Genomic DNA, 14,757 nt, shown 5'->3' on the forward strand with positions numbered 1-14,757 from the left:
GCGCTTGGATGGCTCCTCAAGATCAACCCCACGAACAATTTGTATTCCCTGAGGAAGTTCTACCTCGCGGTAACGCTCTCTAAGAATAAAAAGCCGACCATAAACTGAATAAGAGTTGTGGTTGCCGAAAATTGACACCTCCCAGATTAAATAATCTTCTTGTAATAAGCCAATAAAACGTCAATTTTCCTCATTCTCCAGTAATCTCCCACCAAAAGGTCGGGGATTTTTTTCTGTATATGGTTAATATCTCTAAATTTGTATGTTATGTTAGGTGAAGGTTATAAACCCAGAGTAAATGCTCTGCCCTTTTGAAACTAAGACCGCTTAGGCAATAAGGAGGTGATGCCCATGATAGAAAGTAGTAAATGCATGGGTCATCAGGTTGCAGTTAGCCGGCTGCGCGCCGGGGCTGTTCTCTAAAAGTTAGCCTTAGTTATCTTTGAGATACTAAGTTAGCTCAAGTAGCTAGGCAAGCTCGGAGTTCCTTCCGGCAGTCTGGTTGCAACCTGAAGACCCGCTAGACCGCCCTGACTTAGATCAACCGATCTGAATCAGGGCGGATAGTTTTTTATAGGTGAATTTTATTTTATCAATGCTTGCTTTTGAAAACTTAGATGGCGATGCTTACTGTGGGTAAAACCAATACGTTTAAGTTTTCTTAAAAAGAAAAATATCTTGCATCAAACCTTGGGGTCTGACTAGATGTGAGCAACGGCATCTATCAAGTCTGGTTTAAATATGCACACACGCATTATGCCTTAGTCGATCCTCCAATACTTTCTGTGTGGAGAATAAAAGGGATTTGCCTTTGTCAGATGCAAAATGTAACAGATATATAAGTAGGAATTTCTTGATATGGCACAATTACTCACTGAAGCGGAAATTCAAGAACAGGCAAAGGTTCTGTCAGGTTGGACTGTTGAAGACTCTAAGTTGCAGATTACGCGCACATTCAAAGATTTTATCGAAGCAATTGAATTTGTGAATAAGCTGGTGGAGCCAGCTGAATCAGCAGGACATCATCCAGATATAGAGATTTCCTACAACAAAGTGAAGATTACACTCACAACACATGATGCAGGCGGGCTGACGCAGACAGACTTTGATGTAGCGCAGGCGATTTCCAAAATTCACTAAGCAATTTCTTTTGATATCTTGCACCAACTGACTGAAAGTAACCGAGACGCGAACTCAGTAGATAATTAAAGGTTTGTAGTAAACGGCTCTAGCCCTATTTCCAAGGCTGGAGCCGTTTACTATGACCAATTTAATTAAATTTACATTGCGTAACTTAGGTTGATTTATTTTTTCTCTAAGTGGAAAAAGTTGTTTTTGATGACAAGCTGCTAAGTGTCTAAAGCTTTCAGCAATTTAACTAAGTAGGAGCAAATGCCCTAAACCCTACTCCCTGCTTAGATATTTAGATAAGTATGTGTGACAGTTATTAAGCCGATCGCTCCAATCTTGCCATCTAGATCAGATGTTTTATAATGTTATGATATAAAGATATGTTTTTGCATAAGTTAATCACATAAGTTTTTAACCCCAAGTTAATCGTTTATTAGCTTTGCAAAAACTAAAATTGTAGTAGTGGCTACTATGCCTCATCCACAGGTTTCAATGAGATGTCGCATTTTTGAGAATTAGGTGCAACGAAGCCAATTATCTAAACAAGGTGTGAGGAGTAAAGTGATGTCTAATCTTTTGTGGAAATCCTTAGTGGTTAGCCCAGCAGTTTTGGGAGCAACATTGTTAGTTTCGACAACAGCAATTGCCGCCCCAAACACAACCACTGAAGTATCGTCAGCCGGACAAGCAAGTGCAACTGAAGTTGTCCAACAGCCAGAAATATTGGCTCAAACAACCATAGATCAAGTTAATCGCTACAGTAACGAAGGCAATCAAAATAACTCTCAGTCTCAAGTAACATCGGTTTCTCAATTTTCCGACGTACAACCCACCGACTGGGCATTCCAAGCATTGCAGTCCTTGGTTGAGCGCTATGGTTGTATTGCAGGTTACCCAAATGCTACTTATCGCGGTAACCGTGCTTTGACCCGTTATGAATTTGCCGCTGGTTTGAATGCCTGTTTGGATCGAGTTAACGAATTGATTGCCACAGCAACAGCTGACTTGGTAACTAAACAAGATTTAGCTACTTTGCAGCGGTTACAAGAAGAATTTTCCGCAGAATTGGCAACCCTACGCGGTCGCGTAGATTCCCTAGAAGCGCGGACTGCTGAATTGGAAGCTAATCAGTTCTCCACTACCACTAAACTAGTTGGTGAAGCTATTTTTGCTGTTAGTGATGTGTTTGGCGGTACTAGTGGTGACAACAACAACACTGTCTTCCAAAACAGAGTACGCTTAGACTTGCAAACCAGCTTTACGGGTAGAGATGTTTTACACACCCGTCTTGCTGCTGGTAATGCAGAAGCTTTTTTACTTGATACTCCTGTAGTCACTAATGAAGGTACACAAACCTTTCAAGTCGGTAATGGCGATGGTGGCAACAGTGTCAAAATAGACCGTTTAACCTATGAAGTTCCCATAGGCCCAGCCAACGTTTACCTCGCAGCTAGTGGCGGACGACACAGCCATTACGCTGCTGTTAACAACCCCTACTTTTTCGATCAAACTGACGGTGGTAATGGCGCCCTGTCTAGCTTTGCTTCTGAAAGTCCCATTTATCGGATTGGTGGTGGTGCAGGTATAGCGCTCAACATACCCTTTGGTCAAAACAGCGGTATTTTGGGAAATAGTTCAATAACTGCGGGTTACTTGGCATCAGAAGCGAATAATCCTGGTCTTGGTCAAGGTCTTACCAACGGCGACTATGCAGCTTTAGGACAGTTTAACTTTAGTGTAGGCGATCGCTTGGCTTTAGCTGCTACCTACGTCCACGCATATAATGGCACAACTGGTAATTTATTTAACTCCGGTTCTACGTCCAACGCAGATCTTGTTGCAGTAGGTACTGGACAAGGTAACACTTTACTAGGTGAAGGTTCCAGCAATTCCTACGGTCTGTCAGCTGCGTTTAGACCCAGCGATAAGCTTTCAATTAGTGGCTTCGTCTCTTACCATGATGTCACTGGCTTCGGTGCAGATGATGATTATGAAGCTTGGAGCTACGGTGCTGGGGTTGCTTTAGTTGATTTTGGTAAACAGGGTAACGTTTTAGGTATTTTCGCTGGAGCAGAACCTTACTCCCGTAACCGAGCAGTTTTTGCTGGTAGTGGTAATGATGTACCTTATCACTTTGAAGGCTTCTACAAATATCGCGTGTCAGATAATATCTCTGTTACCCCTGGTGTAATCTGGTTGACCTCTCCTGGTCAAAACAGCGATAACGACGATGCAATTATCGGTACGCTCAGAACAACTTTCACCTTCTAGAGTGTTGACTATCCACTAACAATTTTGAACTCTATTTCTCCCCGCCATCAGGCGGGGCTTTTTGTTTTGAGTAGCAGCAATGGATAAACCCCAGTATTTAACCGGAGTATACTAGAAAAGTTAGGAGTTGTGAATTCTACAAGTGACTTACGCCGTGAGTAACTTTTTCTGAATGAGCTTTTCTAATTGAAGTTGGCTTTATAAAGTTACATATTGCTTAATATCCTAACTCTGCGGATTTTGAACTTGGGATTTTATATTGAAGGAAAAATATAAAATTCAGATTGAATGACTCCTAATTCCTAACTCCTAATTTATAACCCCTAACTTATTGCTACTTGTGGAACTATCCTGTAAATCGGAATACGCAATTCTCGCCTTATTAGAGATGGCTGCTCATTACGAAAGTGGCGAACCGCTGCAAATTCGACACATTGCAGCACGACAAAATATACCCGATCGCTATCTGGAACAGCTACTAGCAACCTTAAGGCGTGGGGGTATAGTCAAGAGTCAACGCGGGTCAAAAGGTGGGTATCTTTTAACGCGAGAGCCCCGAAAAATCATCCTTTTTGAGATTTTAGAATGTTTAGAAGGGTTAGAGGCGCGGACTGGTGAAGAAAAGGTTAATTCCAAAACGGTAGACAGTTCGGTTATAGAAGAAATTTGGCAAGAAGCAAGTCGCGCGGCAAATTCAGTGTTACAAAAATATACGCTCCAGGATCTTTGTGAAAAACGAGATTCCCGACGGCAGTTGGATATCATGTACTACATTTAGTCAAGAATCATTTGTCGTTTGTTGATGACTAATGACCAATAATTAATAACTAATAACTAATAACTAAGGACTAAATTATGCGAATAGCTCGTAACATTACAGAACTGGTTGGTCGTACACCCCTAGTGCAGTTGAACCGTATTCCTCAAACAGAAGGATGTGTTGCGGAAATTGTGGTCAAGCTGGAAAGTATGAACCCATCGGCATCAGTTAAAGACCGAATTGGGGTGAGTATGATTAACGCTGCTGAAGAAGAGGGACTGATTACTCCTGGGAAGACAGTATTGGTAGAACCCACATCTGGAAACACAGGAATTGCCCTCGCAATGGCAGCAGCAGCCAAGGGTTATCGATTAATTTTGACAATGCCAGAGACGATGAGTGGGGAGCGTCGGGCAATGTTGCGGGCATACGGGGCAGAACTGGAACTAACACCAGGTATGGAAGGTATGAGTGGAGCAATTGGGCGGGCGCAACAAATAGTTAATACTACACCAAATACCTATATGTTACAGCAGTTCCGCAATCCAGCTAATGCAAAAGTGCATCGGGAAACTACAGCGCTTGAAATCTGGGAAGATACTGATGGACAAGTAGATATCATTGTGGCAGGGGTGGGCACAGGTGGTACGATCACTGGTGTAGCGGAGGTGATTAAAGCACGCAAGCCTAATTCTAAAGCGATCGCTGTTGAACCAGCCAATAGCTCTGTTTTATCAGGGGGAAGACCAGGGCCACACAAAATCCAGGGAATTGGTGCTGGGTTTATTCCCCAAGTATTAAAGATAAAATTGATTGATGAAGTGATTACTGTCACCGATGAAGAAGCGATCGCTTACAGTCGGCGTTTGGCAAAAGAAGAAGGGCTACTATCTGGTATTTCTAGTGGAGCAGCTTTATGTGCAGCAATTCGCGTCGCCCAACGTCAAGAAAATAAGGGACGTTTAATTGTGATGATTCAGCCCAGTTTTGGCGAGAGGTATTTGAGTACACCGTTGTTCCAAGACTTGGAGGCAAGATTAGCCACTAGCGTCAGTTAACGATACATTGAATTAATGGTCAATTCTAAGCACGTTTCTAACCATTACGAAACTCTCAAAGTTAGTCCAAGTGCCAGCCAAGCGGAGATTAAGCTTGCTTATCGCCGCTTGGTTAAGTTATTTCATCCTGACAGTAATCAGGATACAGCCGATCACGAGCAGATTATCCGCATCAATGCAGCTTATGAGGTTTTAGGCGATAACCAAAATCGCCGTAATTATGACCAAGAACTGCAAGATGACTCTCAAAAATTAAATAGCGATCGCCAACAGCGTACAGCATCAGCGCAACAGCATTACCAGACAAGACGAAAAACAGGAAGGGATGTTGATGAGCAAGTTGAAGAATGGCTGCGTCAAGTTTACCAACCAGTTAATCGTTTGCTTTGTACCATTCTTTATTCGTTAGAAGAACAAATGGAGCAATTAGCTGCTGATCCGTTTGATGATGAGCTGTTAGATGAATTTCAGGAATACTTACAAGCCTGTCGAGATGACCTCAAACAGGCACAAAATACTTTTCGCTCCCTACCAAATCCCCCTAGTCTAGCAAGAACAGCAGCTCACCTCTACTACAGCCTCGATCAGGTAGCAGATGGACTCGAAGAATTAGGTTACTTTCCTTTGAATTACGATGAGCGTTATTTGCACACAGGTCAAGAACTATTCCGCATAGCTACGGGATTACACTGTGAGGCACAAGCGTCTGTTACATAGTAATTGGGCATGGGGCATTGGGCATGGGTTAATCCTGATAGATGTCAAAGGACTAATGACTAAGAAATTAGTTTATGCTGGAAACAGAAAAAGATTAAGAAATTTTAAATTCTGCTCATAGTGTACTCATGCAATGCATTGTTAATCGCCGCGCCCAGTTTTCAGCAAGTCATCGTTATTGGTTGCCAGAACTGAGTGAAGCCGAGAATATTGAGAAATTTGGTGCTGGTACTAGATTTCCAGGACACGGACATAACTATGTCTTATTTATCTCCCTAGCTGGGGAATTGGATGAATATGGCATGGTGTTGAACTTGTCTGATGTGAAACACGTAATTAAACGGGAAGTTACCAGTCAATTGGACTTCTCTTATCTCAACGATGTGTGGGCAGAATTTCAACAAACTCTGCCTACCACTGAGAATATTGCACGGATTATCTGGCAGCGGCTAGCACCCCATTTGCCTCTAGTCCGTGTGCAGTTATTTGAACATCCTGAACTTTGGGCAGATTATATGGGAAACGCAATGGAAGCCTACCTCACCATCAGTACTCACTTTAGCGCCGCCCATCGGCTAGCTCATCCTAAACTCAGTAACGAAGAAAACACTGAGATTTATGGTAAGTGCGCTCGTCCCAACGGTCACGGACACAACTACCATCTAGAAGTCACTGTCAAAGGAAAAATTGACCCGCGTACTGGCATGATTATTGATTTAGGTGCCCTGAATCAAGTGGTAGAAGATTATGTGTTAGAGTCATTCGACCACACATTTTTAAACAAAGATATTCCCTACTTTGCCGAAGTTGTGCCCACTGCTGAGAATATCGCACTCTACATTAGTAATTTACTGCGATCGCCCATTCAGGAATTGGGAGCTAAACTTTACAAAGTAAAACTGATTGAAAGTCCCAATAACTCCTGCGAAATTTACTGCACGGAGTCAGAATTAGACTCAGCCAGTACAACCATGAATCAGCCAGTATTGGCAAGCGTTTAAGTAATTGAAAATCCAGGCATAGGTCATAGGGAATTTATATCATCCCCATGCCCATGCCCAAGCTAGAAAAGTTTGTTCTACACTCTTAGCAGTGAACATTGGGCCATTTGCCAAATAAATATTTTTCTCAGATACCACGTTTAAGACAAGACGCGATGAATCGCCGTCTCTACAAATTGGTACGGCGATTTATCGCGTCTTTGCGATCTGTAAAGACATTATGGGACTAGTGGTATTGTTTTAAGTGATTGCACTTAAATTGCTGAAACTAGGATAAACGCTTTACATGACTTCTGGAGCGCTGCCTGACAATCCTTTTGTGGCTGCGGGGATGATTGAAGATCCCAGGCTGTTTGTCGGTCGTAAAGATGAATTACACGCGATCGCATCTCGGATGAAGGGCGATCAGCCTACAAGTATTAATATAGTTGGTGAGAAGCACATTGGTAAATCTTCGTTGCTGCATTATTACGTTCTGACTTGGCAGCAGCGAGTATTAAACAACAGTAATAATTATGTGGTAATTTACCTACCGTTACGGGGTGTGGATTGCCAAACTGAAACGGGTTTCTATGAGGCTGTGGCTGAAGGTTTACTGAGTCACGTTCAGGGATGGCAACAACGCAGTCTGCAAAATTGTTGGAAGACTAAACCGCTTAATCGGCAAGCATTTTCAGATGCGGTTAAGCAATGGAAACAGCAAGGAAAGCTACCCGTTCTCTGTCTGGATGATTTTGAAAGCCTTTTGAAATATCCCGATAAATTTGATAATGGATTTTATGACAATTTGCGATCGCTGATGGATAGCAACGCCTTGATGCTAGTGGTGGCTTCGCGTAAACAACTGGATGTTTATGCTAACGAGCATCGGTTTGTCTCTAGTTTTTTCAATATTGGTCACACTATTTATTTGAAAGAACTAACTACAGATGAGGCGATTGAACTGTCGCGCTTACCAAGTCGCTCTAGCAATGGTGCTGCTTTGAGTGTAGACGAACAGAGTCATGCCCAGCAATGGGGCGATCGTCATCCTTACAAGTTGCAATTGGCTGGTTACTATTTGTGGGAAGCACGTCAACAAGGCAAGGCAATCAAGTGGGCGAAACAGCAGTTTGCACAACAGCTTGCAAATCCTAAACAACAGCAATCGAACTGGCGATCGCATCTGTATTTTATATTTGTAGATTTACCGAAGCGCTTGGGTAGTTTTACCAAGTTCACTGGCGAAACTGTAGGTGATTTTGGTAGCTGGATAATTGGAATGGCAATTATAGTAATGGTTATCCTTGCTTTAGCGGGTGTACTGCACTGGAACCAAGTTTGGGATTTTGTGCGTGACAAGCTGGGGATAAAGTAGCAATGAGTAACACATCTCCAACATCCGGCTTTTGGAATTATGTGGCTGAATGCGTGCGCCTCCTGTATTGGATTTACTTCAAGCCTTTTACCTTTGAACATTGGCTGCGCGATATTCATCCAGAATTGAAGCCAAGAGATAACCCCTTTGATAAACGGGCTGAGTTTCGTACTAACCCCCGCTTGCGTCGCTATGCTGGGCAGGTTTGGTGGCTAATTGCTGTAGTTCCAATGTTTACCGTGTCGCTGGTGACACCAATTTACAATCTGGTTAGTGGTGAATCATTTCACTGGTTCACAAGCTGTGGTTTTTTGATCGGCTGGTTTATAGTAAGCCTTCTAGACCGTGGTGGTAATAAAAATAGGCTAGTTATTATCCTTGTTGCTGTACTTACCCTTTCCCTTTTTCTTGCGCCTATATTTTTATCATCAGGCGTGGCGTTACGTGTGGCGGTAGGCGTGGCGGTAGGCGTGGCGTTACGCGTGGTGGTAGGTGTGGCGTTACGCGTGGCGTTACGCGTGGCGTTAGGCGTGGCGTTCGGCGTGGCGGGAGGCGTGGCGGTAGGCATGGCGTTCGGCGTGGCGGGAGGCGTGGCGTTCGGCGTGGTGTTAGGCGTGGCGTTCGGTATGGCGTTCGGTATGGCGTTCGGTATGGCGTTAGGCGTGGCGTTAGGCGTAGCGTTCGGCGTGACGTTCGGCGTGGCGGGAGGCGTGGCAGTAGGCGTGGCGTTCATTTTGGGGGTATTGCGGGTTTACTTCTGGTTGCCAGAATTACTATGGATACTCACTCTGTTCTTGTTGTCTCGCAATGAAAAGCAGGTAAATTGTTTGCGATATCTGCCCCCTCGCTTTGATGAATTGATTATCTTGCCTCTGCCTTTCATGGATGTGATGATTGTGGAGGCTTATCGAAAGAACCCAATCGCCGCCCGTGAGACTATTAATTATCTAATCTCTTCCACCAACCAGCAAAAAGTTGCAGCACAAGCAATTTCTGGTATTGCTGTAGATATTCTCAACCGTTGTCAGAGGTTGGGAGATATTGTAGACATTGCCAACCAATTAGCGTGGATTCCCTCACCACCACCAAAGGAACTTGGCGTTGTACTGCCCCAATTTTTGGATATTAGTCAAAATGTACGGGCATCACAAGAAGCAACTTCACTTTATCGTCAATATGAGTTACTGAATATTCCCATCAACGCATTACGCCAACTGGGGCAAAGTCTAGCTTTGACAAAAGATGCTCGCGTTGCTGTCTCTTTTGGCAACACTGCACAAAGCTGGCTAACTATATTAGAAACGGCACAGCACACTTTAAACGAACAGGCACAGCGATCGCAAGAAATTCGACAAGTTTATATTGCTGGTAATTCGCTAGACCCGGAAACAGCAAAGAATCGTTTTAAAGGGCGAATTGACATATTTCGGGAAATTGAATCTTTGGCGCTTTCTGAGCAACCGCCAGTGTTGTTACTCTATGGTGGACGGAGGACAGGGAAAACTTCAGCGCTAAAATATCTACCTTACAGAATACAAGCAAATATTGTACCTTTGCTGATAGATTTACAGGGTGCAGCATCAGCTACAACGTTAAAAGGATTGGCTGAGAATTTAGCTCAACAAATTATCGAAGCTGCACGGCGATTACCCCGCACAGTATACTTGCCTAATCCAGATGCCAATAAACTAGCTGAAGATCCATTTCCCGCGTTGCAAACTTGGTTAGGAGAAATAGAACGCAACAACTCTGGTAAGCAATTTCTCCTCTGTCTGGACGAATATGAACGCCTGAGTGAGGTAGTGGAAGCAACAAGCAGCCGTGCGCCACTCAATTTTATTCGTAACCTGCTGCAACACCAACGGAAGTGGATTTTACTTTTTAGTGGTTCACAGGAGTTATCTGAACTTGATGATTACTGGAGTGACTATCTAATTAACACTCGTGCTTTGCGAATGACTTACCTGCACGAGTCAGAAGCCCGCGATTTGATTCAACAGCCAGTAGAAAACTTCAGCAATATCTATGAACCAACTGCTGTAGATGAAATTATCCAACTTACTCGCTGTCAACCTTATCTCGTTCAGTTGGTGTGTTATGAGGTGGTGGAGTTGCTAAACCGCGATATCAGAAGAAACAGGCGAGAAGCAGATACAGCAAAAGCTACTGCACAGGATGTTAAAGAAGTTATACCTGTTGTGCTGGAGCGAGGCGATCCGTATTTTCGGGAATTATGGAGGAGTTTAACAGATAGCGATCAGAATTTACTTCAGCGTTTAATCCACGGGGAAACTCTCACGCAGCAGGACAAAGGCGTTGTCCGCAAACTAACGCGAAAAGAAATCTTGACTCAAGAAGGCAATGCTTTCCAAGTGCTTTTGGTGCAAAAGTATATAGAACAGTTGCTAGAAGAAGAATAAGCGTAATTCGTAATTCGTAATTACTGCTTGTTAATTTGTTATTATCGCAATTTTCGTTACAAACACTACGTTTTCATTACCAACGTTGCAATATTTGTTACAAACAATCTGATTTTCGTTACAAACAATACGTTTTCATTACCAACGCTACGATTTTCCTTACAAACACTACGATTTTTGTTACAAACAATCTGATTTTTGTTACAAACAATCTGATTTTTGTTACAAACACAATAATTTCGTTACAAACAATCTGATTTTCGTTACAAACAATACGTTTTTATTACCAACGCTACAATTTTCGTTACAAACATCACGATTTTGTGCTGTAGTAGCTTGCTAAATTCAACTTAACTATGAAATATCACAGTCAGTAGAGGTAAAAACGCCAGCAGAAAGCCATGCCACGATTGCAATTGAGCTTCTGGGGTTGGTTCTGGTGGTGCTAATAGAGCTTCTACTCTTTGTTCTAAGCGATCTGCACCAGATGAACCTAATGCAGCACAGCAAATTTCCGATAAGACTGGGCTGGTACTAACCACTAATAAAAGTGATTCCGCTAGCACCAGAGGGTCTACTTGCAATGCTGCATAACCGTCGGCACGGAGTTCGCGCAAAGCTAAAAGTTCTTCCCACAAAGGCTCTGTATTCGGCAACCATGCGGTGCAGGAACGCACCCAACCCAGCCAGAAAAACCAGAACGTATCCCTATAATAGTGATGCCCTTGCTCATGGGCTAAGACGCTTTCTAAATGAGCGGGTGAGAGAGTTTGCACTAATCCTTGGCTAACTACTAATTCTGGTTGCCAAAAACCGATTTGACCTGCGAACAGCGCCCCCGTTTGCAGCAGTCTGGCTCGTCTATCGCCAACATTCACTAAAGGGCAGTTACGGGCAGATTCTACAGACTGCCAACCCTGGAAGGCAAGTTTAATGCATGAAATGGCAAAAAATGCCAAATAAATGAATGCTAGTAAATAGCTAATTGAGCCTGTATACATCCCGCCCATTTGTCCTTGAGGCCCCATGAACAGCACAGCGATCGCAGTCATGAAAATTAGCAAGGGCGGGAAGAGAAACAAAAATAGCGATCGCTGCCATCGCAGATTCCAATTGCCTTGGGGTTGATTCCAAGAGGATCTTAACAACCAGGCAACTGCCAAAGCAATCAAAATCATCATCAGATGCATCATTGTTCCTCCCTCGCTTGGCGTGCAGATTGAATGCGTTTGGCGATCGCTGCTATTTGCTCACTAGCTGCTTCATCTAAGCTATCTGCAAAAGCAGCAATAACATCAGGATTTCCCACCGCTAGAAATCGCTGTAACTGCTCGTGAGCTTTGATGACATCTGATTGCTGCTTACTCAGCATTGGCCGCCAATAGAATGCCCGCTCTTTCTTGTCGCAGGCCAGCCAACCTTTATCAGTGAGGCGACGTAAAACGGTGGTGACAGAAGTATACGCTAATTCGCGGTTGGGATCAGCGAGGATGCGATCATGTACATCCTTGACTGTGGCTGAACCAAGTTCCCAGATAATATTTAAAATTTCCGCTTCCAACGGGCCTAAAGATAGTTGTTTAGGGCGGTAGTCGGGTAAAGGTGCCATAGCAATTTCAATGGGGAGTGGGGAATGGGAGAAACGCAATTAATCGCGTCTGTACTGAAAAGTGGGGAATGAGTGGATATCCGTCTCTTTGGGCTGTAACTTTTTGAAGCTGTAAATTTTCCCCATTTAAAAAGTCTGTTCTTGTTTTAGGTTACAAGATAGTGCAGCAAGTCTGAAAGTCTAAAAGCATCAAAATGGGCTTTTGGAGTATTTATTAGGGATTAGGGACTCTTAAGATTTAGTTAAAACCTTGCCTCTAGTAAGCAGATTTGTTGCCTAAATTTTCATGTAATCTGGAAAAACCCACAAAAAACCCAACCCCCTAACCCCCTTCCCGATACGGGAAGGGGAAAAATTCAAAGTCTCTCTCCTTTTAGGAGAGAGATTTAGAGAGAGGTTTTTTAGATATGGTAAAAAGTCAGATTTCTTCCCTACTCCCCACTCCCATCTATGTATTGAATGAGATACATTTTGTATTTTGATGGTAAAAAATGTTCCAATAGCAATTGTGACTATAGTTAGTGACACCAACTAGGTAGAATATTATTTGCGGCAGTTGTATTAAAGCAGGTGTATCCAGCGCGTGAAGCTATTCGTATATCACACTCCTGAATTGACTCCAACGGATAAAGCGCCAGAATGTGCGATCGCAGTCGATGTATTGCGAGCCACTAGCACAATTGCAACAGTTTTGGCGGCTGGAGGCGAAGCTGTACAAGTATTCAGCGATTTAGATCAGTTAATTGAAGTTAGCGAAAAATGGCCCTCTGAAAAACGCCTGCGGGCTGGAGAACGCGGCGGTGCAAAAGTACCTGGCTTTGAGTTGGGAAACTCTCCCCTCGACTGCACACCAGAATTAGTGCAGGGGCGTCGCTTATTTATCAGTACCACCAATGGCACTCGTGCCTTACAAAGGGTACAAGACTCCCCAAATCTATTAGCAGCAGCCTTGATTAACCGGGCGGCGGTGGTGCAATTTCTCCTAGAGAAACAACCAGAGACAGTGTGGATTGTCGGTTCTGGTTGGGAAGGTAGTTTTTCTTTAGAGGATACAGTTTGTGCAGGTGCGATCGCTCATAGTATTTTGCAACAAACCAAGTTGTCACCAGAAGAACTAGCTGGTAATGATGAAGTTGTTAGTGCGATCGCTCTTTACTCTCAGTGGCAAGATAACTTATTAGGATTATTCCACCAAGCTAGTCACGGTCAACGATTGTTGCGTCTTGACTGCTTAGATGATTTAAAATATTGTTCTCAAACTGATATTTTAGATGTCTTGCCAATACAACATGAAACGGGAGTTTTAAAAAGGGGATAGGGACTGGGGACAAGGGGGACAAGGGGGACAAGGGGGACAAGGTGAAATTATTGAATAAATCTCTCCCTTGTCTCCCCCCTCTTCCTTGTCTTCTTTGTCTCTTCTCCATGCCCAATGCCCTATGCCCTATGCCCCATACCCAATTTTCAAATCTGTGAGCATTTGTCTGAGTCTTTGTCGCCAATGGGGGGGATAAGTCCCTAGAATTGCTGAAATTTTTCCACAAGCAAGCACAGAATAGGCTGGGCGACTTGCTGGTGTTGGATATTCGGCAGTTGTAATGGGGACAATCCGTTCAACTTTTAAAGGGAAGCCTAGCTGTTGGGCTTCTTCAAAAATGGCAACTGCAAAGTCATACCAGCTAGCAACACCGCTATTAGTGTAGTGATAAGTGCCGCTAATTTCTGGGGTTAACAGGGGAATGGTCTGGGCTATAACTGCGGCTATATCTTGCGCCCAAGTCGGGCTACCAATTTGATCCGCGACAACACGGATTTCTTGGCGTTCTGCACCTAGCCGCAGCATGGTTTTAACAAAGTTACTTTTGCCAAAGTTTCCATAAACCCAAGCAGTACGGAGGATGAGGTGATGGGCGCAAGTTTGCCGAATAGCTTCTTCTCCAGCGAGTTTGGTTTTACCATAGACACTCAAAGGATTAGTTGTATCGGTTTCCTGGTAAGGGCGATACCCATTACCATCGAAAACATAATCGGTCGAAATATGAATTAGGAAAGCTCCTAATTTTTGGCTTTCTTGGGCAATAATTTGGGGTGCAGTAGCATTAATCGCGATCGCAAGTTCGGGTTCACTTTCTGCTTTGTCCACAGCAGTATAAGCTGCGGCGTTAATGATGATTTGCGGTTGGTTGGATCTGATAATACTGCACAGAGTATCAGGCTGGGCAAGGTCTACTGTTGGGCGTGCTACTGAGATAACATTGCCGGAGGATGGGAGTATTTGTTGCAGTTCCTTACCCACTTGACCATTGCTACCAATCAGCAAAATTGATTTACTCATTTGTCATTTGTCATTTGTCCAATAGAAGCCACGCCCTAGATCGCAAAGACGCGATAAATCGCCGTCTCTACAAAGGACTGATTATTGTAGAGACGGCG

12 protein-coding genes are annotated in these 14,757 nt (G+C 43.6%); 9 read left to right on the forward strand and 3 right to left on the reverse strand.

The features are described from left to right. Positions 1-858: 858 nt before the first annotated feature. From ABF638_RS32570 to ABF638_RS32605, 8 genes are all read left to right on the forward strand, one after another. Positions 859-1,140 carry a 4a-hydroxytetrahydrobiopterin dehydratase gene (locus ABF638_RS32570; RefSeq protein ID WP_069069054.1) on the forward strand — a complete coding sequence of 94 codons (282 nt, stop codon included), beginning with the start codon at positions 859-861 and terminating at the stop codon, positions 1,138-1,140. A 555-nt stretch (positions 1,141-1,695) separates the two neighbouring features. Continuing rightward, positions 1,696-3,402 (forward strand): iron uptake porin, encoded by a 1,707-nt coding sequence (locus tag ABF638_RS32575; protein WP_435026966.1) that lies wholly within the window; start codon positions 1,696-1,698, stop codon positions 3,400-3,402. A gap of 340 nt (positions 3,403-3,742) precedes the next feature. Then, entirely contained in the window at positions 3,743-4,180 is a 438-nt protein-coding gene (locus tag ABF638_RS32580; protein ID WP_435026967.1) for an Rrf2 family transcriptional regulator, read from the forward strand. Between the two features lie 77 nt (positions 4,181-4,257). Beyond that, the gene (gene cysK / locus ABF638_RS32585; RefSeq protein WP_435026968.1) at positions 4,258-5,220 is read left to right on the forward strand and encodes a cysteine synthase A; all 963 of its coding nucleotides are present in this window, start codon (positions 4,258-4,260) and stop codon (positions 5,218-5,220) included. A gap of 15 nt (positions 5,221-5,235) precedes the next feature. Next, positions 5,236-5,937 (forward strand): J domain-containing protein, encoded by a 702-nt coding sequence (locus ABF638_RS32590; RefSeq protein WP_435026969.1) that lies wholly within the window; start codon positions 5,236-5,238, stop codon positions 5,935-5,937. Between the two features lie 128 nt (positions 5,938-6,065). Next, the gene (locus tag ABF638_RS32595) at positions 6,066-6,938 is read left to right on the forward strand and encodes a 6-carboxytetrahydropterin synthase (RefSeq protein ID WP_435026970.1); all 873 of its coding nucleotides are present in this window, start codon (positions 6,066-6,068) and stop codon (positions 6,936-6,938) included. Between the two features lie 286 nt (positions 6,939-7,224). Continuing rightward, positions 7,225-8,295, forward strand: a complete 1,071-nt coding sequence (locus ABF638_RS32600) for an nSTAND1 domain-containing NTPase (protein WP_435026971.1) — start codon at positions 7,225-7,227, stop codon at positions 8,293-8,295. Between the two features lie 2 nt (positions 8,296-8,297). Further along, positions 8,298-10,715, forward strand: coding sequence for an nSTAND1 domain-containing NTPase (locus tag ABF638_RS32605; protein WP_435026972.1), 2,418 nt, complete (start codon positions 8,298-8,300; stop codon positions 10,713-10,715). Between the two features lie 350 nt (positions 10,716-11,065). Here the strand turns inward: ABF638_RS32605 and ABF638_RS32610 are convergent, their stop codons facing one another. Both ABF638_RS32610 and ABF638_RS32615 read right to left on the reverse strand, forming a co-directional pair. Next, positions 11,066-11,905: a M56 family metallopeptidase gene (locus tag ABF638_RS32610; protein WP_435026975.1), complete on the reverse strand. Its 840-nt coding sequence runs from the start codon at positions 11,903-11,905 to the stop codon at positions 11,066-11,068. Then, a complete protein-coding gene (locus ABF638_RS32615) occupies positions 11,905-12,324 on the reverse strand; it encodes a BlaI/MecI/CopY family transcriptional regulator (RefSeq protein WP_069069046.1) in 420 nt (139 codons plus the stop codon). The genes ABF638_RS32610 and ABF638_RS32615 overlap by 1 nt, the downstream gene beginning before the upstream one ends. 583 nt (positions 12,325-12,907) lie before the next feature. Between ABF638_RS32615 and ABF638_RS32620 the strand changes: the two genes are divergently transcribed. After that, a complete protein-coding gene (locus ABF638_RS32620; RefSeq protein WP_435026973.1) occupies positions 12,908-13,642 on the forward strand; it encodes a 2-phosphosulfolactate phosphatase family protein in 735 nt (244 codons plus the stop codon). Positions 13,643-13,768: 126 nt separating this feature from the next. Here ABF638_RS32620 and rfbD read toward each other — a convergent pair whose 3' ends face one another. Next, a complete protein-coding gene (gene rfbD / locus ABF638_RS32625) occupies positions 13,769-14,659 on the reverse strand; it encodes a dTDP-4-dehydrorhamnose reductase (RefSeq protein ID WP_435026974.1) in 891 nt (296 codons plus the stop codon). Positions 14,660-14,757: the final 98 nt, after the last annotated feature.

The organism is Nostoc sp. CALU 1950 (assembly GCF_051172895.1).
In the GTDB taxonomy this organism is placed as follows: Bacteria; Cyanobacteriota; Cyanobacteriia; order Cyanobacteriales; family Nostocaceae; genus Nostoc; species Nostoc edaphicum_A.